Origin of the sequence: Saccharopolyspora aridisoli (genome assembly GCF_004348445.1) — a bacterium.
GTDB classification, from domain to species: domain Bacteria; phylum Actinomycetota; class Actinomycetes; order Mycobacteriales; family Pseudonocardiaceae; genus Saccharopolyspora; species Saccharopolyspora aridisoli.
This window is the reverse complement of record NZ_SMKV01000018.1, coordinates 42,250-60,524: the sequence shown is the minus strand read 5'-3', so window position 1 is coordinate 60,524 and position 18,275 is coordinate 42,250. Positions and strand designations below refer to the sequence as shown.

Here is an 18,275-nt window from a genome sequence, read left to right as displayed (position 1 = left end):
GGCGCGCTGATCCGGAGGTGAGTCCATGCGTACTCTCATCGATCTCAACGCCGATGCCGGGGAGAGCTTCGGGCGGTGGCGTCTAGGTGACGACGCCCGCCTCATCCCCCTCGTGACGTCGGTGAACATCGCTTGCGGCTGGCACGCCGGGGACCCGGCGACGATGCAGCGCTCCGTCGAACTGGCACGCGACGGGAGCACCGCGGTCGGCGCGCACCCCGGTTTTCCCGACCTCGCTGGCTTCGGCAGGCGGGCCATGGCGCTGAGCCCGGAGGACGCCGCGCGCACCTGCCTGTACCAGTTCGGGGCGCTGCAGGCGATCGCCGCGCGTTGCGGTGAGACGATTCGGCACGTCAAGCCGCACGGCGCGCTCTACGGGCTGACGCTCAAGGACGAGGGGGTCGCCGAAGCCATCGTGGAGGCCATCGCGTCCGCGGCTCCCGGCGTGCGGGTCGTGCTGCTGGCCGGGCCCGTGTCCGAACGCCTCGCCGAACGCGGGTTCCCGGTGGTGCGGGAGGCCTTCGCCGACCTCGACTACGACGACTCCGGGCACATCATCATCGAACCGGAGCCGCTGCCGAAGTCGCCCGAGAGCTGCGCGGACCAGGCGGAGGCCGTCCTGCGGGGCGAGGTGCGCTCCGTGACGGGCAACCCCATCCCGGTGGATGCCGACACGATCTGCCTGCACGGCGACCGGCCGAACGCGGTGGACATCGCGGAGGCGATCCGCGAGCGGTTCGCCTCCGCGGGTGTCCGTCTGGCCCCGATGGCCGAAGTGGCGGACGCTCGGGGCTGAGTCAGCTCGCGGGCAACAACCTTTCAGATTCGGCAATCCGCGAATCGCTCAGGTGATCACCTTCCGGGCTGAACGGCGGCACTGCTTCCGGCAGGCAGTCCGCCAGCAGCAACGAGTCCACCGCTCGCTCCTCCGGGCCGGCGCTGACCACCGCGGAGCCGTCCGGCGCCCAGATGCCGGAGTTGCCCCGGTACTCCCACTGCCCGCGGTCGGACACCTCCCAGCCGCGCCGGTTGGCGTAGGCCACGAAAACCCGCCACACGGCGGCCATCGCGGGGATGATGTGCTCGGTGGCGTCGGGGTAGGCCACCAGTGTCGGGTTCCCGTTCTGGAGCGTGAAGTGCCGGTCGGCGGCCGTGGGACCGACGATCAGCCGCGCTCCCCGCCGCACCAAGCTCTGGTACAGCGGCGGGAACTCGCACTCGTAGCAGTTGAGCAACCCGACCGGGAAACCGTTGACCTGGACCACGGGTGGCAGGTCGTGGCCCGGCGTGAAGTTCACCCGTTCGGCCTCGCCGTAGAGGTGGGTCTTGCGGTAGTTCGCCTTGAGCTCTCCGTCGGCGACGAGGGCTACCGAGTCGTGCAGCGCACCGTTGGCACCCCTTTCCACGTAGGGCAGGGCGACCGCGATCTCGTGCTGGGTGGACAGCTTCCTGGCGAGTTCGACGGTCCTTCCGTCGCTCGGCTCGGCGAGCTGCTCGCACAGCTCGCGGTTGAGGGCGTAACCGGTGTTGAAGCATTCGGGGAAGGCGCACAGCTGGCTGCCGTAGCCGGCGGCGAGCGCCAACACCTCCTCCATCCTGAGGAGGTTCTCCGCCACCGCCTCGGGCGTGCCCGAGGGGTTCTCGCCCTGGAAGAGCGCGAGGCGAATCCCAGTGCCGGACCGCGGTGGTTCTCGGTCGGTCAACCGGCTGACGATTCGGACGGGACGCATGGATGTTCTCCTTTTCCGATCAGTTCGCGTGGGAAACGAAATCCTCGACAGCGGTCGCGAGGTCTTCGACCGCTTCCGACGTGAGATCACCGCGCACGACGATGCGCATCACCTCGACGTCGTCGAGCTTCGGCGGGAAGGTGTAGACGGGTACGGACCAGCCGATCTCGGCCAGTCGTTTCGATACCTCCCTCAGGTCGACCGGTGGCTCCGCGGTCACCACGACCACGGGTAACTCGCTGCCGTCGCCCAGCACCCGGAGCCGTCCGGTCGCCTGCAACCGCGTGGCCAGCCGCTTCGCGAGCGACCTGGACCGGGCGTGCACGGCGCGGAAGCCGGCGAACCCGAGGCGCACGAAGTTGTAGTACTGGATGACCACGGGGGCCGCCGACCTGGAGAAGGTCAGCTCGTAGTGGGCGTCGTCGCCCCCGAGGTAGTTGATCCGAACCCCCAGCTCGGCGCGGCGACGGCTCCGGTCCCGCCACAGCAACCAGCCCAGACCCGGCAGCACCATGCCGGACTTGTGACCGGAAGCGTTGATCGAGACCACTCGCGGGATCTGGAAGTCCCAGGGCAGTTCGGGGTCCAGGAACGGTGCGATGAAACCGCCCGACGCGGCGTCCACGTGCAGCGGAACGTCGACACCGCGCTGCTCCTCCAGCTGGTCCAGCCTCTTCGCGATCTCGGCGATGGGTTCGTATCGGCCATCCAAAGTGGACCCCAGGATTCCGACGACGCCGATGGTCCGCTCATCGCAGAGACGCTCGATCGCGCTGCCGTCGAGGGCGGGCCCGTCGCCGGTCGCCGGGGCGATGCGCGCCTCCACCCCCCAGTGCCGGCAGAACTTCTTCCAGCAGGCGTGCGCGCCGGCGCCCATGACGATGTTCGGCCGGGTCAGCCGATCTCCGGCGCGGTCCCTCCAGGTTCCCAGCAACGACGCACCGGCGAGCATCGCCGCCTCGCTGGACCCGGTCGTGGCACTGCCCACGACCCGGCTCGCATCGCCGTGCCACATCGCACCGATGATGTCGACGCACTCGCGCAGCAGCGCGTCGATGGCCGGGTACTGCTCTCGGTCGACGAGGTTGTAGTTCAGGTACTCGCGGTACAGCCGGTGAGCCTCCGGTTCGATCGATGTGGTCAGGAAGGTCGCGAGGTTGCGCTCCGGCGGGCCGTCGCCGCTCAGCCTTTCCGTGACGGCGTTGAAAGCCTCATCCGCGTCCATTCCGAACAAAGGAATCCCGCCCCGAAGTTGCATCGAGCAACCCGACGATTCCTCGAACGCCTTCGGCAAAGCAGACATCGTCGAATGCTCCTGTTCCTGGTTGTGTGCGAAACACGATCAACGCTACGACCAGGCAGGACCCAGGTGCCATGAACAATTCGCCCCAGATCTTCCGAACTAGTTCCAGGCCGCCCGGACTGGTCCACACGGGGCATTTCCCCACTCATACGAGGGATTCGCGGACAGGGTCGTAATTCGCGCGTAATGCTGTGGCGAAATGGGAAGTAGGAAAGGACGGGTGCAGGGTGCCCCGGACGATCCGCCCGAGTGGAGGCATGTCATGGCCCGTTCCTCTGACCGGGCTCTGGACCGGGCGATCACCGCGTTGCTGCACGAGGCCGTCGAGCACTCGCGAGCGATGCGTCAGGTTCTGAACCAAGTCGGTCAGCTAGCTTCATTAAGGATCAACATGCTCGAATCATCGGACTCCTCCGAAACCACGCTGACCGAGGTGCTTTCACCGCTGACCAAGCGGGAACGAGAGGTGCTCGATCACCTGGCTCGCGGCTACTCCAACAAGCAGATCGGACGATCACTGGGGATATCGGAACGCACGGTCAAGAACCACTTGCGCAACATCTTCACGAAACTCGGTGTGGGCGACCGAACTTCGGCCGTCGTGAAGGCGCTGGGCCGCATGGGCTAGCTCGCAGGAGTGGTACCGCCGAACCGCTCCAGGTCGGCGTCCAGCCCCTCGTACACCTCCGGGCGCCTCGCCCGGAGGTGTACCGCGTAAGCGAACCCGCCGAGCGCTGCGACCGGCAGGAGCCACGGCAGGGCCGTCACGTAGGGCGCCTCTGATCCGGCCAGCAGTCCGAAGTTTGCCACCGCCATCACCGAAATCGAGAGCAGGCCGAGGAATCCGAATCCGGGCGCCACCAGCGTGACCCACACCCGAGGATCGGCCGCGCGCCGGAAGTGCACGACGATCGACAGGGCGGCCAACGCCTGAAGCACGATGATGCACAGCGTCCCGAAACCGACCATGACAGGCACCAGCGTGGTGATCACGTCGAGGCCGAACACGGCGAACACCCCCGCGACCGCGGTCGCGAACACCGCGTTGACCGACAGCGCCCGCTGCGGCACGCCGTTGTCGCGGGTCCTCGTTAGCCCGCCGGGCAGCACTCCCGCGCGGCCGAGGGAGAACAGGTAACGCCCGGCGACGTTGTGGAAGGCCAGCTGCGCGGCGAACAGGCTCACCACCAGCAGGACCATCACGATCCCGAGGAGGAACTCTCCCAGGTACTCATCGATCAGCACGAACAGCAGGTCGCCGTCGGCCAGGTGCTGCTCGGCGACGCTCTGCGCGTCGGCCACGCCGACCGCGCTGACCACCGCCCACACCGTCACCCCGTGGATCAGGCCGATGAGCGCGACCGCCAGGTAGGTGGCGCGCGGGATGGTGCGTTGCGGTCGCCTGGCCTCCTCGCTGAACAGCGATGTCGCTTCGAAGCCCAGGAAGGCGGTGGACGCCAGCAGCAGGCCGACGGCCGGCGCTCCCCCGGTGATCGCCTCGACGCCGAACGCGTCGAAGCTGAAACCCGTTCGGATCAGCACCGAAGCGCTGAAGGCGACGAGCACGAGCACTTCGAGCACGAGCGCGACGCCCAGCGCCGTGGCGCTGATGCTGATACCCGCTCTGGCGAGCAGGAAGGCGGCCGCCATGATGACCAGGGCCGTGAAGAACCAGTGCACGTCGACTCCCACCAGATCGGCGAACGTCGACGACGTGTAGAACCCGGCCGTGCCCATCGCCCCGGCGACGAAGGAGTTGTAGCCCGTGGTGGCGATGAACCCGGCGACCAGACCTGCGGGTCTGCCCAGTCCTTCGACCACGAACGCGTAGAACCCGCCCGCGCTGACGACCTCTCGCGACATCTGGGCGTATCCGACCGCGAACAGCAGCAGGACGACCGCGACCGCCAGGTAGGCGACGACGGTTCCACCGCCGCCACCGAGACCGATCGCCAGGCCCGCGACGACGATGGCGGCGGTCAGCGGCGCGACCGCCGCCAGCACCAGGAACACCACCCCGGCGGTGCCCAGCTGATCCGGCACGAGCCGGCTCGACGGTTCGGCGCTGGACGTGGCCACATCAGCTCCTTCCGGCCGAACGGGAATCAGGTGCGTGGAGGTGGCGCGGGGAGCGAATCTCAGCAGGAGCAGATCGCCACCGTCCGACAGAGTCGACCAGGCACCCAATCAGTTCAATACGGCAAGGAGGTGGTTGTCGGACCTCAGGGAGCAATCCCACCCTCCACCTGCTGCGCTCGTGCTGTGTCGCTCAGGTCGTGGCCGCTGGTCTCGCGGAGGGCCAGGACGCACCCGACGGTGAGGGCGCAGGCGGCGGTGATCGTGCCGGAGAACGCGGTCGTGCCTGCTCCGCTGCTCTGCAGCTGCGCGAACAGCACCGGGGCGAGTCCGCCTCCCAACCCCGCCAGCTGGTAGCCGAGGGAGGCTCCGGTGTAACGGCTCCCGGTGGTGAACAGCTCGGTGTACAGGGCGGCCAGCGGCCCGTACATCATCGGGTGCAGCACTCCCTGCCCGAGCACCAGCGCGATCACCAGCAGGGCACCGCTCCCGCTGTCGACCATCGGGAACAGGGCGAAGCTGTAGGCGGCCATGGCGATGGCACCCACCAGGACGACCGGGCGCCTGCCGAAGCGGTCCGACGCGGCCGACCACGCGATGATGCCCACGACCGCGCACGCGGAGGAGATCGTGATCGCGTTGAGCACCGCCTGCCTGCTGAACCCGGCCTGCACGCCGTAGGCGAGCACGAAGGTGGTCAGGGTGGACTGCGCCACGAACGCCGAGAGCCCCACGCCGACGCCGAGCGCGAGCTGCTTCGGCCTGGTGCGCAGCACCTCGACCAGCGGTGCCGCCTTGGCGGGCTCGGACTGCTGGAACAACCGGGGTTCGGCGACCTTCAACCGCACGAACAGTCCCAGCACCAGCAGCGCGATGCTGAGCAGGAATGGTATGCGCCAGCCCCAGGCCAAGAACGCGTCTTCACCGAGGATCGCGGCCGTGCCGGTCAGCACCGCGGTGGACAGCACCATTCCGCAAGGCGCACCGGCGTTGGTGAAGCTGGCCCACAGCCCGCGCCGCGAGGTGGCGTGCTCGGCCGACATCAGCACCGCACCGCCCCACTCGCCGCCGACGGCGACGCCTTGCAGGACCCGCAGCAGCACCAGGCCCAGCGGCGCCCACGAGCCGATCTGCTCGTAGGTGGGCAGCAGCCCGATCAGCGAGCTGGTGACGCCCATCAGCAGCATCGTGAGCACCAGCATCCGCTTGCGGCCGAGCCGGTCGCCGAAGTGGCCGAAGACCAGCCCGCCGACCGGGCGCGCCAGGTACCCGGTGGCGAACGTGCCGAAGCTGGCCACCGTCGCCACCAGGGGGTCGAGGTTGGTGAAGAACACCCGGCTGAACACGACCGCCGATGCCGTCGCGTAGAGCAGGAAGTCGTAGTACTCGATCACGCTGCCCAGGAAGCTGGACGCGACGGCGCGTCGGAGCTGCGCTGGTGGAGGTGTGGCCGGACCTGTCATGCTGAGACCCTCGTCGTCGGAGGTGCCACCGGCACCAGCGCGGAATTCTGTCCACAGCGGACTGTTCAACTAGGCGACGTCCAGACGGTCTGGCGCCGCTGGTCGTTCACGGTTCACCCCAGGCCGAGCAGGGTGACCGCGTTCTCCTTGAGGATCTTCGGCCGGACGTGCGGTTTCATGTCGAGCTCCTCGAAGTCCGACAGCCAGCGGTCGGGCGTGATCACCGGGTAGTCCGAGCCGAACAGCACCTTGTCCTGCAGCAGCGAGTTCGCGTAGTGCACGAGCTGCGGTGGGAAGTACTTCGGCGACCATCCCGACAGGTCGATGTAGACGAAGGGCTTGTGCGTGGCCACCGCCAGCGCCTCGTCCTGCCACGGGAACGACGGGTGCGCCAGGATGATCCGCAGCTCGGGGAAGTCGACGGCCACGTCGTCGACGAGCATCGGGTTCGCGTACTTCATCCGGATACCGCCACCGCCCGGCACTCCCGCGCCGATGCCGGTCTGCCCGGTGTGGAACAGCGCCGGGACGCCGAGCTCCTCGATCGCCTCGTACAGCGGGTACGCCATCGGGTCGTTGGGCGAGAACCCCTGGATGCTCGGGTGGAACTTGAACCCGCGGACACCGTGCTCGGTGACCAGGCGACGCGCCTCCCGCACACCTGCCTTGCCCTTCCACGGGTCCACGCTCGCGAACGGGATCAGCACGTCGGAGTGCTCGGCGCAGCTCTCGGCGACCTCCTCGTTGGCGATGCGCGGGTGCCCGGTGGCGTGTTCGGCGTCCACCGTGAACACCACCGCCGCCATTCGCCGCTGCCGGTAGTGATCGGCCATCTCAGCGATGCTCGGCTGCCGGTGGCCCTGGGCCTTGAAGTACTCCCCCGACGCTCCGAACAGCTCGGGGCTCAGCGATCCGCGCCCGTCCTTGGACACCTCGGCGTGGGTGTGCACGTCGATGGCGACCAGCTCGTCGACGTTCATGGCGTGTCCGGTCATGTCAGTCGGAGGCCCCTTCCGCGAGCGTGCAGACCGGACTGAAAGTACGGCGATGTGATGACGGTCGTCAACTTTGTGCCCAACATTGAGCGCGACTACGCTGGTCGCGTGACCACCTCCGCCGATGACGCGCTGACCTACTCCGCCCGACCGCAGTCGCTCATGCTCAGCTTCCTGGGCCTGCACGTGCTCGGCCGCGGCTCGGCGGTCTACTCGGGCAGCATCATCGACGTCTTCGACCGGATCGACGTCTCGGAGGAGGCGGTCCGCTCGACGCTGACCCGCATGGCCAAGCGCGGGCTGCTGACCAGGCACCGCAAGGGGCGTCGCGTCTACTTCGGGCTCACCGAGCACGCCAGCCAGGTCCTCGAGGACGGCGAGCGGCGGATCTGGCACACCGGCGCGGTCAACCGCGACTGGGACGGGAACTGGACGCTCGTTGCCTTCTCGCTGCCCGACACCCGGCGCAGCGACCGCCACGACCTCCGATCCAAGCTGATCTGGGCCGGTTTCGGCCCGCTGCAGAACGGCCTCTGGATCGCACCGGGCGAGACCGACGTCGTCCGGATCGTCGATGAACTGGGGCTCAACGACAACGTCACGGTGTTCACCGCGCAGCGGGCGAAGCCGACCGAGGCCGCGGATCTGGTCCGCAAGGCCTTCGACCTCGACGCCATCGCCGAGCGCTACCGCGCCTTCCTCGCGCGCTGGGACAGCCCGTCCCCGCTGCCCTCCGCCCCGGACGACCTGGCTCGACAGCTCGTGCTGCACACCGACTGGCTGCAACTGGTCCGCCAGGACCCGCACCTGCCGGCCGAACACCTCGACGCCGACTGGCCCGCCATCCGCGCGGAGAGGCTCTTCCGCGACCTCGCCCACCACTACGAGACCACCGCCTCTCCCCTGGCCGAGAAGGCGATCGAGCAGATCCGGCCCGCCAGGCCGTGAGCCTCGCGCCGCTGGGGCGCTGCCCGACGGGCCAGCTCGACGCGCACAATGGAGGCATGGTCGAGCAGAGCGTGTGGATGCAGAAGGTGGCGGCTGACCCAGGACATTCCGCCTGGTACATCGGCCGGATGCGCGGACTGGCCGAGGCCGGTGAGGACCTCGCGGGTGAGGCTCGGCTGGTCGACGCGATGGCCGCACGCGGATCGCGCATCCTCGACGCCGGGTGCGGTCCGGGGCGGGTCGCCGGCGCACTCGCGGCGGCCGGTCACGACGTGGTCGGTGTGGACGTCGACCCGGCGCTGATCGAGGCCGCCGAGGAGGACCACCCGGGGCCGCGCTGGATCGTCGACGACCTCGCAGAACTCGACCTCACCGCGCACGGCATCAGCGAACCGTTCGACGTGATCGTGTGCGCCGGGAACGTGATGACCTTCCTCGCCCCGAGCACGCGCCGCACCGTGCTGCAGCGGTTCCGCGAGCACCTGGCACCGCAGGGCCGGGTGGCCGTGGGGTTCGGGACCGGGCGCGGGTACGAGCCCGACGAGTTCTTCGCCGACGTGGAGGCCGCCGGGCTCGAACAGGACCTCGTGCTGGCCACCTGGGACCTGCGCCCGCGCCGCGAGGACTCGGACTTCCTCGTCGCGGTCCTCAGCCCGGCCGCGTGACCTCGTCGGTGGTGCCGAGCACTCCCGCGTCGATGAGGCGTTGCACGTCGTCGTCGGCGATACCAGCTTCCGCCAGTACCTCCCGGGAGTGTTGGCCCAGCAGCGGGGCCGGTCGCGGCGGTGGCGGGGGCGTTCCGAAGTCGACCGGTCGCCGAGCCAGCCGGACCGGACCCACCCCCGGCTGATCGACGGTGTGGAAGAAGTCGGTCGCCACCAGCTGCGGGTCCGCGAAGAGGTCTTCGATCGAGTTGACCGGCCCGTGCGGGATGTCGGCGTGTTCGAACGACGCGCTCCACTCCGCCGAGGTGCGGTGGACCATCTCCTCGGCCAGCAATGCGTAGAGCTCGTCGACGTGGGTCGTGCGGGCCCTGATGTCCCGGAAGCGCGGGTCCTCGGCGAGCTCGGGGCGGCCGATCAGCTCGAAGAACGCGATCCAGTGCTTGTCGGCGTACATCATGACGGCCAGGTGCCCGTCCTCGGTGGCGTACGGGCGCCGGTGCGCGGAGTCGGTCCTCGGATAGCCGGTGGGTCCTGACGGTGGATCGGTGAGCCAGCCGCCCTGCCGGTCGAGCAGCATGAACGACGCCATCCCCTCGAACATCGGGATCTCCACCGAGCGGCCGGCACCGTTGATCTCCCGAGCCCGAAGGGCGGCGCAGGTGGCCGCGGCCCCGTAGAGACCCATCACCTTGTCGGAGGCTGCCGAGCGCCAGTACTCCGGCTCACCGCCCGCGGCGGCCTGGGCGTCGGCGATGCCGGAGGCCGCCTGGATCACGTCGTCGTAGGCGGGGCGGTCGGCGTGCGGGCCGTGCCTGCCGTAGCCGCGGAACGCGCACAGCACCAGCGCCGGGTTGACCTCGCGCAGGTCGTCCCAGGTGATTCCGAGCCGGGCCGCCGCCGGAGGGCGGATGTTGTGCAGCAGCACGTCGGCGTCGCGCACCAGTGCGTGCAGCACGTCGGGGGCGTCGTCGCTCTTGAGGTCGACGGCGATGGAGCGCTTGCCCCGGTTGGCGTTGACGAAGATCGGTCCGGCCCCGGCTCCCGAGGTGTCCCCGACGCCGCGCACCTGGTCGCCGCGCAGCGATTCGACCTTGACGACGTCGGCGCCCCACTCAGCGAGCACCTGCGCCGCGTAGGGCCCCATGAACACCGTGGACAGGTCGAGGACCCGCACTCCGGCCAGCAGTTCGCCGCTCATCGGTGGCCTCCCGGCAGGGTGGGCGTGTCGGCCGGACCGCCGAGGACCACGTCCCACAGCGAGGCGGTCCTCGTGGTCTCACCGAGGAAGCGGTCCCAGTCGCGGGTGGTGCCGAACTCGCCGCGCCAGTCGAGCGCGGGCAGCGTGAACAGCTGCAACGGGTGCTCCTGGGTCGTCCCGATCGCGCCGTGGACCTGGTGGGCGTTGCGCACCACGACCGACACGGCATGACCGGCGCAGGAGCGGGCCGCCGCGACCTTGACCGCCGAGGGCGAGCCGGTTTCGGCCGCGTCCAGCGCGGCAGCGTCCACCGCCGCGCGCGCCAGAGCGGCTTCGGCGGCGGCATCGGCCACGAGGTGCTGCACGGCCTGGAACTTCGCGATCGGACGCCCGAACTGCACCCGAGTCCGACTGTGCTCGACGCACAACCGAACGACCGCATCCAACGCCCCCACGATCTGCACCGCCCGGGCCAAAGCCCCCCGCAAGACCAACTCGTCCAGCGACCCAGCATCAACCTCCACAGCCCCACGAGGTTCCTCGACCCCCAGCAGGTTCCCCCGCACCTGCCCAGATCGGGTGACCGGATCACTCCCGTGATCAGGGACCTGGTTGCGGGAGTGATCCGGGTGCTGGTGGTGGAGGGACTCGGCTACGGCGCAGGTGCCGTCGGCGCGGCGGAAGAGGAGGACTGCGGGGACTTGGCCCAGCCAGGGCACCGCGCGGGCTGTTCCGTCGGGTTCGACGATCGCGAGGGTGAGTGGACTCGTCGGGTCGTCGGCGGGTATTCCGGCGGATCGGAGCAGCCAGTGGGCGAGTAGGTCGCTTTCGGCGAACGGCAGATGTCTTGCTGCTGCTGCGCTTTCGCTCAGGAGGGCTGCTGCTTCGGGCCAGCCCGCGCCTGAGCCGCCCTGCTGCTCGGGAGCGGTCAGGGCGGTGAAACCGAGGCGGCTCAGACGTTGCCACAGCTCCGCGTCGAAAGCGACGCCACTGGTGGTCTGGGCGAGCCGGTCGCTGAGATCGGTGTTCAGGACCTCGCGCAGCACGTCGCGCAGCTCGGGGTCGACGGTGGTCATCAGCGCATTCCCAATCCGCGTGCGATGACGCCTCGCAAGATCTCGTTCGTCCCGCCGCGCAGCGTGAACCCGGGTCGCTGCTGCACGGCCCGCCGGGTGAGCGCGGCGATGCCGCCGGTCTCGGCAGAGGGAGTGGCGAGGTCGGCCAGTTCGGCGATGTCGCCCTCGAGGACGGTTCCGAGCACCTTCACCAGCGCTGCCGGAACGTCCGCCCGGTCTCCGCGCTGGAGCGCTGCGGCGATGGACAGCGACATCTGGTGCAGTCCGGCCAGCCTGCCGGTGATCCTCCCCGCTTCGGCTGGCTCCAGGCTCGCGACCAGCGACTTCGCCAGCTGGTAGGTGGACAGGAACCGCTCCGGCCCCGAGCGCTCGAACGCCAGCTCCGAGGTGACCTGGTGCCAGCCCGCCCCGATCTCCCCCACGACGTGATCGTCGGGCACCACCACCCCGTCGAGGTGGACCTCGTTGAAGTGGTGCGACCCGTTGGCCGACATGATCGGCCGGATCTCCACGCCCGGGGATTCCAGGCGCACCAGCAACTGGCTCAGCCCGCCGTGGCGACCTTCCGCCTGCGGCGAAGTGCGGACGAGCGCGATGAAGGCGTCCGCCACGTGCGCCCCGGAGGTCCACAGCTTGGTGCCGCGCACCCGCCAACCGCCGTCGACCCGTTCCGCCCGCGTCCGCACGCTGGCCAGGTCGGAGCCCGAATCCGGTTCGCTCATGCCGATCGCGAAGAACACCTCGCCGGAAGCGATGCGCGGCAGGTACTCCCGCTTGAGCCGCTCGCTGCCGAAGCGCAGCAGGTTCGGGGCGACCTGCCGATCGGCGATCCAGTGCGCGGCGACCGGCGCCCCGGCAGCCAGCACTTCCTCGGTGACCACGAACCGCTCCAGGAACGTCCTCCCGTGTCCGCCGTACTCGACGGGCACGGTCATGCCCAGCCATCCCCGCTCGGCGAGCGCGCGCGTGAAACCCACGTCCCACCCGCTCAACCAGCTGTCCACGGTCGGCTCGAAACCGCCCGCGGCGACCTGCTCGGCGAGGAAACCCCGCACCTCCTGGCGCACCTCGTCCAGCTCCTCGTCCTCGCGAACGGGCGGCGGCATCAACGACGGCATCGACCACTCCAGCACTGTTCCGGGACGGTTGCGCTCACCACGTAACCGGTACGCACGTCCCAGGTCAACGGGCCTTCCCGATGACCTGGTGCCGCACGTGCACGTAGGGTGTCGCCGAGTCAGGCCCGGCTGCTTTGGAGGAACGCTTCTCATGTCCGATGTGCTGCTGGTCGAGCGCGCCGATCACGTGGAGACCTGGACGATCAACTTGCCCGATCAGCGCAACCCGATCTCCGGTGCGGACCTGATCGGGGCGTTCGAGGACAACGCGCGGCGGGTGCAGCAGGACTTCGACGTGCGGTGCGTGGTGCTCACCGGAGCGGGCAAGGCGTTCTCCGCGGGCGGCAACGTCAACGACATGCGGGAGAAGGCCGGCATGTTCAGCGGCAGTCCGTGGGAGATGCGCAACGGCTACCGCGACGGCATCCAGCGGATCCCGCTGGCCTTGTCCGAGTGCGAGGTCCCCATGGTGGCCGCCGTCAACGGGCCCGCCGTCGGGGCCGGTTGCGACCTGGCGATGATGTGCGATCTGCGGGTGGCCTCCACGAACGCTTGGTTCGCCGAGTCCTTCGTGCAGCTGGGCATCATCCCAGGCGACGGCGGAGCCTGGTTCCTCACCCAGGCCATCGGCCCGCAGCGCGCGGCGGAGATGGCGCTCACCGGCGACCGCGTCACGGCCGCGAAGGCCCTCGAATGGGGCATGGTCGCGCACGTCGTCGACCCGGAGCAGCTGCTCGACGAAGCCCGCGCACTGGCATCCCGGATCGCCAAGAACCCGCCGCACGCCACCCGGATGGCCAAGCGGCTGCTCAAGGAGTCCCGGTCCAACGACCTGCGCCACGTCCTGGAGCTCTCGGCCACCATGCAGGCCCTCTCCCACCACACCGCCGACCACGCCGAAGCCATGAACGCCGTGCTCGACAAGCGCGCCGGCCACTTCGAAGGCCGCTGACCGCCACGCCGGTGGCGTCCGGGATCTCAGTGGAACTCGGGTTCCCGATTTCCACTGGAATCCGGTTCCCGCTTTTCGCCGCGGTCACGGTTGGGACGGGCTCTCCGGAGCCAAGACGCAGCGGGAGCCGGTGAAGGTGGTGACCATGCAGCGGTTGTTGTGGTTGCACAGCGACCGGGTGCTGGAGTCCGCGGCGATGCGGTTGATCAGGTCGGGTTCGCGGAGGAGGGCCCGGCCCATCGCCACGAACTGGAAGCCCTCCCGCATGGCGGTGTCCATGATCTGCCGGTTGGTGACGCCTCCGAGCAGCACCATCGGCAGGTCCACCGCCGCGCGGACCTGGCGGGCGTCGTCCAGCAGGTAGCCGTCCTGGTAGGGGTATTCGCGGAGGAACCTGCTCCCAAGCAGCTTCACGCCGGTGCGGATGGGTTCGCGCATCACCGAGGCGAACTCGCGCACCGGGGCGTCGCCCTTGAACAGGTACATCGGGTTGAGCAGCGAACTGCCCGCGGTCATCTCCAACGCGTCGACGGTGCCCTCGGCCTCCAGCCACTGCGCCACCGTGATCGCCTCGTCCAGCCAGAACCCGCCGGGCACTCCGTCGTCCATGTTCAGCTTGGCCAGGATCGCGATCCGGTCGCCGACCGCTTCGCGGACCGCGCGCATGATCCGCAACGCGAGCCTGGCCCGGTTCGCGAGGCTCCCGCCGTAGGAGTCGGTGCGCCTGTTGAGCTTGGGGCTGAGAAACGAGCTCGCCAGGTAGTTGTGTCCTAAGTGGATCTCGACGGCGTCGAACCCGGTCGCCACGGCCATCTTCGCGGCTTCGCCGTGCGCCCGGACGACCCGGTCGATGTCACCGGGGGTCGCGGCCTTGACCAGGCGCAGCGATTGCAGGCTCAGCGACCTGCTCGGACCGAGCGCGGGCAGCTTCGTCCTGGTGGAGTCGGCGACCGGCCCGGAGTGGCCGACCTGCGCGGAGATCGCAGCACCCTCGGCGTGCACGGCTTCGGTCAACCGCCGCAGGCCCGGGACGGCCTCGTCGCGCCAGACGATCTGGTGCCCGTCGGTGCGACCCTCGGGCGCGACGGCGCAGTAGGCGAGCGTGGTCATCCCGGCACCACCGGCCGCGTGCCGGACGTGGAAGTCGATCAGCTCGTCGGTGACCAGTCCGCGACGGGCCCGCCTCTCGTAGGTCGCGGCTTTGAGCACCCGGTTGCGCAGCCGCAACGGCCCCAGGATCGCCGGGGCGAGCACGTCGGGCATGACCTTCTCGCGCATCGCTTCGTCCTCACCTGGTCGGAAGTCCCGGGTTGTGATCGGGACCCTACCAGGCTTTTGGCTCATTAAGACAAAAATGCCTGACCCGCGTTGACCAACGCGTGGAGCTCGGTCGACTATCGTCGGCGAGGTGAGCAACAGCGACGTGTCCGCACCGCAGCGCGGCCGCCCGACCGTGCTCGACCGCGCCGCCATCGCCACCGAGACCTTCCGGCTCTGGACCGAGCGCGGCTACGACGACGTGGGCTGGAAGGACATCGCCGAAGCCACCGGCGTCAGCGTCCGCACCCTCGTCCGGCATTTCGCGCGCAAATCCGACATCGCCTGGATCGGTGTGCCCGTCGCCACCCGCCGACTGCGCGATGCGCTCCACAACACACCCGAGGACGCCCCCGTCGGCGACGCGGTCCGCCGCGCGATCGTCGCGTCCATTTCGGACGATCCGATGACACCCGCCGGTCCCGATTGGATCCGAGTCGTGTGCACCGAACCCGAGATCGCGAGCACCGCCCCCACCGCCTACCGGCCCTGGATCGCCGAACTCGCCCGCTTCATCGACCACCGCGTCCCGAGCATCACCCCCGCCGCCGCCACCGCTCTGGCCAGCGGGTACCAGGCGGCCACCTTCGCCGCCCTGGTCGTCTGGAGCGAGAGCGGCTCCCACGAGCACGCCGCCGCGGCGGCGGACGAAGCCCTCGCCTGGCTGTCGATCCCCGCGCCGTGAACCGACATCGGCATCTCGTCGAATCCGTGACGTTTTTCGCGGGTCGCAAGTTCGGCGCCGCGGATATCACAATTCAGAATGGTTTCACCCCGCACTCCAAAAACCTCGAATGATGCCGGAACGCTTTCTGCTATACTACTGATGTACCAGAATTCGATGTGTCAGAACTCTGTTTCTGATGAAGTCGGGGCGATGATGACTGCTGCGAGCGAGGAGCAACCGGGCAACCTGTCCATGGCCGAGAAGGCTTACCTGGCGATCAGAGACCAGCTGATCATGCTGGACATCCCACCGATGACGGCCATCGACGACGCGGCGCTGGCGCGCTCGCTGGAGATCGGCCGCACTCCAGTGCGGGAGGCGCTCAAGCGGCTGGAGATCGATCGGCTGGTCGTGTCCTACCCGCGCCGGGGGACCTTCGCCACGGCCGTGGACATCACCGATCTGGCCTACATCTCCGACCTGCGCGTGCACCTCGAACCACTGGCCGCCCGGCGGGCCGCGGAGACCGCCGGGGAGGCGGACCTGGAGCTGGTCGGCGAACTCGTCGACCAGCTCGACAGCATGGATTTCCACTCGATGGCGCGCGACGAGGTCATGCGCTGGGACCTGCACGTGCACCGCACGATCTACCACGCGGCGGGCAACCCGCACCTCGAGGACACCTTGATCCGCTACGACAACCTCGCGACGCGGATCTTCTGCGTCTTCCTGGACCGCATGCAGGACTTCGACAGCCACGTCATGGAGCACTCGGCACTGCTGCGAGCCATCGGTTCGCGCAAGCCCGACAAGGCGGAGCAGCTGGCCAGGGAGCACGTCCTCAACTTCGACAAGGCAATGCGCTCCCTGGTGTGAGAGCTGTGGGGCGATTGCTCTGCTTGGCGGTTCGGGTAGCAGGTCCTGAGCGGTTCCGTGGACTCCGTAGAGCCACTCCTGATGCATGCCGATGCACGGCGTCGCGGCGCACTCGCCACGGAACCGCTCAGGACTTGCGGCGGTTGCAGTTGAGCCCCACACCTGGCACAGCGGCTCCGCCGCGCACTCCTCGACCCTAGAGGCGCTGCGCGAGCTTGCGGCGCCATTGGCCGAAAGGCCGAGCGCGATCGACGGCGAGGACTCCGACGGGTTCTTCCGCCGCGTCGAGGTAGAGGGCGAGGAAGTCGCCGGATTCCGGGTCGCCCTCCTCGATCTGAACGGTGCAGTCCTCGGTGCGGTGGCCGGCGAACTGGATCTTGTGCCCGTACTGGTCGGACCAGAAGTAGGGAACCGCGTGGTGCGCGGGAGCCGAGTGCTCCCGGCCGAGCAGCGCCGCCACAGCAGCGGCCGGTTGTTGCAGCGCGTTGGTCCAGTGCTCCAGCCGCATCGGACGCGCGGTGTAGTCGCGGTAGGAATGCGCGCAGTCTCCCGCCGCCACGACCTCCGGAACCCCGGTCCGGCCGCGAGCGTCGGTGCTGACCCCGTTGTCGACGTCGAGCCCGGACCCGACGAGCCATTCGGTGTTCGGCTCGGCCCCGATGCCGACCACGACGACGTCCGCGCGGAGCTCCCGCCCGTCGGACAACCGCACCCCGGTCACGCGGGATTCCCCCAACAGCTCGGCGACGCCGGACTGCGGGTGCACCCGCACGCCGTTGCGGGCGTGCATCCGGGCGCACACCTCGCCCATGTCGGCCCCGAGCACCCGTCGCAGCGGAACCGGGCCGTTGTCGACGACGTCGACCTCGCACCCGAGCGCGACCGCCGTTGAGGCGACCTCCGCACCGATGAACCCGGCGCCGACGACCACCAGCCGCGCTCCTGCGACCAGCTCCGCGCGCAGCGCACGCGCGTCGTCAAGGGTCCGCAAGGTGTGCACGCCCTGGAGCGGCCCGCTGGGCAGTTGCCGCGCTCGCGCACCGGTGGCCAGCACGACGCCGTCGGTGCCGAGGCGGGTTCCGTCGGCGAGCACGACCGCGCGGCCGGCGGTGTCGAGCGCGCTGGCGGGCTGTCCGAAGCGCCAGTCCACGTCGAGCGCGTCGTCGTCGGAGTCCGTGAGCCGGATGTCGTCCTCGTCGATCTTCCCCGCCAGGAACTCCTTGGACAGCGGCGGCCGATCGTAGGGGCGGTGCGGCTCGTCGCCGATCACCGCGATCTCACCATCGAAACCCTGCTCGCGCAGCGCGCGGACCGCTGAGAGCCCGGCCAGGGACGCACCGACGACCGTGATGTGGCGCATCAACCGACCTCCTCCGCGACGGTGCTGCCGACGCGAGTCGACTCGTGCACGTAGACCAGCCCGTCCTCGACCGTGACGGCGTGCGTGCGGACCGGCTTCTTGGCGGGCGGGCCGCTGGGCATCCCGGTGCGGAGGTCGAAGCAGGCCGCGTGCAGCGGGCATTCGACCGCGCAGCCCTCCAACCACCCATCGGACAGTGAAGCGTCCTGATGCGAGCAGGTGTCATCGATCGCGTAGAGCTCTCCGTCCACGTTGAACACCGCGATCGCCACCTCGCCGTGCACGCGGACCGACTCCCCCGGCGGCAGGTCGAGCAGCTCACCAACCAAGATCATTACGCCTCCTGTTGCAGATAGCGGAACACCGCGTGCTATGCGCAACAACAGGATGGGGGTCCGCAGCCCGCTCGTCAATGGGATATTTCCGCCCGAAACAGGGAGTTATCAAGGGTTTCCACCCCCTGGGCGCGCGCGATCGCGAGGCCGGGCCTGCGGCGCCACGACCCCGTGGACGGGTGATGAGGGGGTTGAG

18 protein-coding genes are annotated in these 18,275 nt (G+C 69.3%); 7 read left to right on the top strand and 11 right to left on the bottom strand.

What is annotated here, in order from left to right; all coding sequences use genetic code 11:
- Positions 1-25: 25 nt before the first annotated feature.
- Positions 26-796: a LamB/YcsF family protein gene (locus E1161_RS16235; RefSeq protein ID WP_132624137.1), complete on the top strand. Its 771-nt coding sequence runs from the start codon at positions 26-28 to the stop codon at positions 794-796.
- 1 nt (position 797) lies between these two features.
- Here the strand turns inward: E1161_RS16235 and E1161_RS16230 are convergent, their stop codons facing one another.
- Entirely contained in the window at positions 798-1,730 is a 933-nt protein-coding gene (locus E1161_RS16230) for a nitrilase-related carbon-nitrogen hydrolase (protein WP_132624136.1), read from the bottom strand.
- Positions 1,731-1,749: 19 nt separating this feature from the next.
- A complete protein-coding gene (locus E1161_RS16225) occupies positions 1,750-2,988 on the bottom strand; it encodes a glutamate decarboxylase (protein WP_268951401.1) in 1,239 nt (412 codons plus the stop codon).
- A gap of 307 nt (positions 2,989-3,295) precedes the next feature.
- Here E1161_RS16225 and E1161_RS28530 point away from each other — a divergent pair, with 307 nt between their 5' ends.
- Positions 3,296-3,661, top strand: a complete 366-nt coding sequence (locus E1161_RS28530; RefSeq protein WP_132624134.1) for a response regulator transcription factor — start codon at positions 3,296-3,298, stop codon at positions 3,659-3,661.
- On the opposite strand, the gene E1161_RS16215 is transcribed toward E1161_RS28530, so the two are convergent.
- The 3 genes from E1161_RS16215 to E1161_RS16205 form a co-directional block, all read right to left on the bottom strand.
- A complete protein-coding gene (locus E1161_RS16215) occupies positions 3,658-5,112 on the bottom strand; it encodes an APC family permease (protein WP_132624133.1) in 1,455 nt (484 codons plus the stop codon). The genes E1161_RS28530 and E1161_RS16215 overlap by 4 nt on opposite strands.
- A 143-nt stretch (positions 5,113-5,255) precedes the next feature.
- Positions 5,256-6,572 carry an MFS transporter gene (locus E1161_RS16210; protein ID WP_132624132.1) on the bottom strand — a complete coding sequence of 439 codons (1,317 nt, stop codon included), beginning with the start codon at positions 6,570-6,572 and terminating at the stop codon, positions 5,256-5,258.
- A gap of 113 nt (positions 6,573-6,685) precedes the next feature.
- Entirely contained in the window at positions 6,686-7,552 is an 867-nt protein-coding gene (locus E1161_RS16205) for an amidohydrolase family protein (RefSeq protein ID WP_132624228.1), read from the bottom strand.
- 123 nt (positions 7,553-7,675) lie between these two features.
- Between E1161_RS16205 and E1161_RS16200 the strand changes: the two genes are divergently transcribed.
- Positions 7,676-8,515 carry a PaaX family transcriptional regulator gene (locus tag E1161_RS16200; protein WP_235875073.1) on the top strand — a complete coding sequence of 280 codons (840 nt, stop codon included), beginning with the start codon at positions 7,676-7,678 and terminating at the stop codon, positions 8,513-8,515.
- A gap of 56 nt (positions 8,516-8,571) precedes the next feature.
- Entirely contained in the window at positions 8,572-9,180 is a 609-nt protein-coding gene (locus tag E1161_RS16195; RefSeq protein ID WP_132624131.1) for a class I SAM-dependent methyltransferase, read from the top strand.
- Here E1161_RS16195 and E1161_RS16190 read toward each other — a convergent pair.
- Genes E1161_RS16190 through E1161_RS16180 form a run of 3 tightly spaced genes read right to left on the bottom strand, consistent with a single transcriptional unit; the run spans position 9,164 to position 12,572 of the window.
- Positions 9,164-10,378: a CaiB/BaiF CoA transferase family protein gene (locus E1161_RS16190; protein WP_132624130.1), complete on the bottom strand. Its 1,215-nt coding sequence runs from the start codon at positions 10,376-10,378 to the stop codon at positions 9,164-9,166. The two genes, E1161_RS16195 and E1161_RS16190, sit on opposite strands and share 17 nt — an antisense overlap.
- Complete coding sequence (locus E1161_RS16185) at positions 10,375-11,454, bottom strand: acyl-CoA dehydrogenase family protein (protein ID WP_132624129.1); 1,080 nt, start codon at positions 11,452-11,454, stop codon at positions 10,375-10,377. The genes E1161_RS16190 and E1161_RS16185 overlap by 4 nt, the downstream gene beginning before the upstream one ends.
- Positions 11,454-12,572, bottom strand: a complete 1,119-nt coding sequence (locus E1161_RS16180) for an acyl-CoA dehydrogenase family protein (RefSeq protein WP_132624128.1) — start codon at positions 12,570-12,572, stop codon at positions 11,454-11,456. Before E1161_RS16180 ends, E1161_RS16185 begins: the two co-directional genes overlap by 1 nt.
- Positions 12,573-12,723: 151 nt before the next feature.
- Here E1161_RS16180 and E1161_RS16175 point away from each other — a divergent pair, with 151 nt between their 5' ends.
- Complete coding sequence (locus tag E1161_RS16175; protein WP_132624127.1) at positions 12,724-13,524, top strand: crotonase/enoyl-CoA hydratase family protein; 801 nt, start codon at positions 12,724-12,726, stop codon at positions 13,522-13,524.
- A gap of 84 nt (positions 13,525-13,608) precedes the next feature.
- On the opposite strand, the gene E1161_RS16170 is transcribed toward E1161_RS16175, so the two are convergent.
- Positions 13,609-14,802: an NADH:flavin oxidoreductase gene (locus tag E1161_RS16170; RefSeq protein WP_132624126.1), complete on the bottom strand. Its 1,194-nt coding sequence runs from the start codon at positions 14,800-14,802 to the stop codon at positions 13,609-13,611.
- A gap of 130 nt (positions 14,803-14,932) precedes the next feature.
- Here E1161_RS16170 and E1161_RS16165 point away from each other — a divergent pair, with 130 nt between their 5' ends.
- Complete coding sequence (locus E1161_RS16165; RefSeq protein WP_132624125.1) at positions 14,933-15,526, top strand: TetR/AcrR family transcriptional regulator; 594 nt, start codon at positions 14,933-14,935, stop codon at positions 15,524-15,526.
- 195 nt (positions 15,527-15,721) lie between these two features.
- Positions 15,722-16,384 carry a GntR family transcriptional regulator gene (locus E1161_RS16160; RefSeq protein ID WP_132624224.1) on the top strand — a complete coding sequence of 221 codons (663 nt, stop codon included), beginning with the start codon at positions 15,722-15,724 and terminating at the stop codon, positions 16,382-16,384.
- 196 nt (positions 16,385-16,580) lie between these two features.
- Here E1161_RS16160 and E1161_RS16155 read toward each other — a convergent pair whose 3' ends face one another.
- Both E1161_RS16155 and E1161_RS16150 read right to left on the bottom strand, forming a co-directional pair.
- Positions 16,581-17,744 (bottom strand): NAD(P)/FAD-dependent oxidoreductase, encoded by a 1,164-nt coding sequence (locus tag E1161_RS16155; RefSeq protein WP_132624124.1) that lies wholly within the window; start codon positions 17,742-17,744, stop codon positions 16,581-16,583.
- Positions 17,744-18,079, bottom strand: coding sequence for a bifunctional 3-phenylpropionate/cinnamic acid dioxygenase ferredoxin subunit (locus E1161_RS16150; RefSeq protein ID WP_132624123.1), 336 nt, complete (start codon positions 18,077-18,079; stop codon positions 17,744-17,746). Before E1161_RS16150 ends, E1161_RS16155 begins: the two co-directional genes overlap by 1 nt.
- Between the last annotated feature and the right edge of the window lie 196 nt (positions 18,080-18,275).

Bases quoted from the DNA above. Each gene is read 5' to 3' on its own strand.
- E1161_RS16235 (WP_132624137.1), top strand. From the start codon at position 26: ATGCGTACTCTCATCGATCTCAACGCCGATGCCGGGGAGAGCTTCGGG.
- E1161_RS16230 (WP_132624136.1), bottom strand. From the start codon at position 1,730: ATGCGTCCCGTCCGAATCGTCAGCCGGTTGACCGACCGAGAACCACCG.
- E1161_RS16225 (WP_268951401.1), bottom strand. From the start codon at position 2,988: ATGCAACTTCGGGGCGGGATTCCTTTGTTCGGAATGGACGCGGATGAG.
- E1161_RS28530 (WP_132624134.1), top strand. From the start codon at position 3,296: ATGGCCCGTTCCTCTGACCGGGCTCTGGACCGGGCGATCACCGCGTTG.
- E1161_RS16210 (WP_132624132.1), bottom strand. From the start codon at position 6,572: ATGACAGGTCCGGCCACACCTCCACCAGCGCAGCTCCGACGCGCCGTC.
- E1161_RS16205 (WP_132624228.1), bottom strand. From the start codon at position 7,552: ATGAACGTCGACGAGCTGGTCGCCATCGACGTGCACACCCACGCCGAG.
- E1161_RS16195 (WP_132624131.1), top strand. From the start codon at position 8,572: ATGGTCGAGCAGAGCGTGTGGATGCAGAAGGTGGCGGCTGACCCAGGA.
- E1161_RS16190 (WP_132624130.1), bottom strand. From the start codon at position 10,378: ATGAGCGGCGAACTGCTGGCCGGAGTGCGGGTCCTCGACCTGTCCACG.
- E1161_RS16185 (WP_132624129.1), bottom strand. From the start codon at position 11,454: ATGACCACCGTCGACCCCGAGCTGCGCGACGTGCTGCGCGAGGTCCTG.
- E1161_RS16180 (WP_132624128.1), bottom strand. From the start codon at position 12,572: ATGCCGTCGTTGATGCCGCCGCCCGTTCGCGAGGACGAGGAGCTGGAC.
- E1161_RS16175 (WP_132624127.1), top strand. From the start codon at position 12,724: ATGTCCGATGTGCTGCTGGTCGAGCGCGCCGATCACGTGGAGACCTGG.
- E1161_RS16170 (WP_132624126.1), bottom strand. From the start codon at position 14,802: ATGCGCGAGAAGGTCATGCCCGACGTGCTCGCCCCGGCGATCCTGGGG.
- E1161_RS16160 (WP_132624224.1), top strand. From the start codon at position 15,722: ATGACTGCTGCGAGCGAGGAGCAACCGGGCAACCTGTCCATGGCCGAG.
- E1161_RS16155 (WP_132624124.1), bottom strand. From the start codon at position 17,744: ATGCGCCACATCACGGTCGTCGGTGCGTCCCTGGCCGGGCTCTCAGCG.
- E1161_RS16150 (WP_132624123.1), bottom strand. From the start codon at position 18,079: ATGATCTTGGTTGGTGAGCTGCTCGACCTGCCGCCGGGGGAGTCGGTC.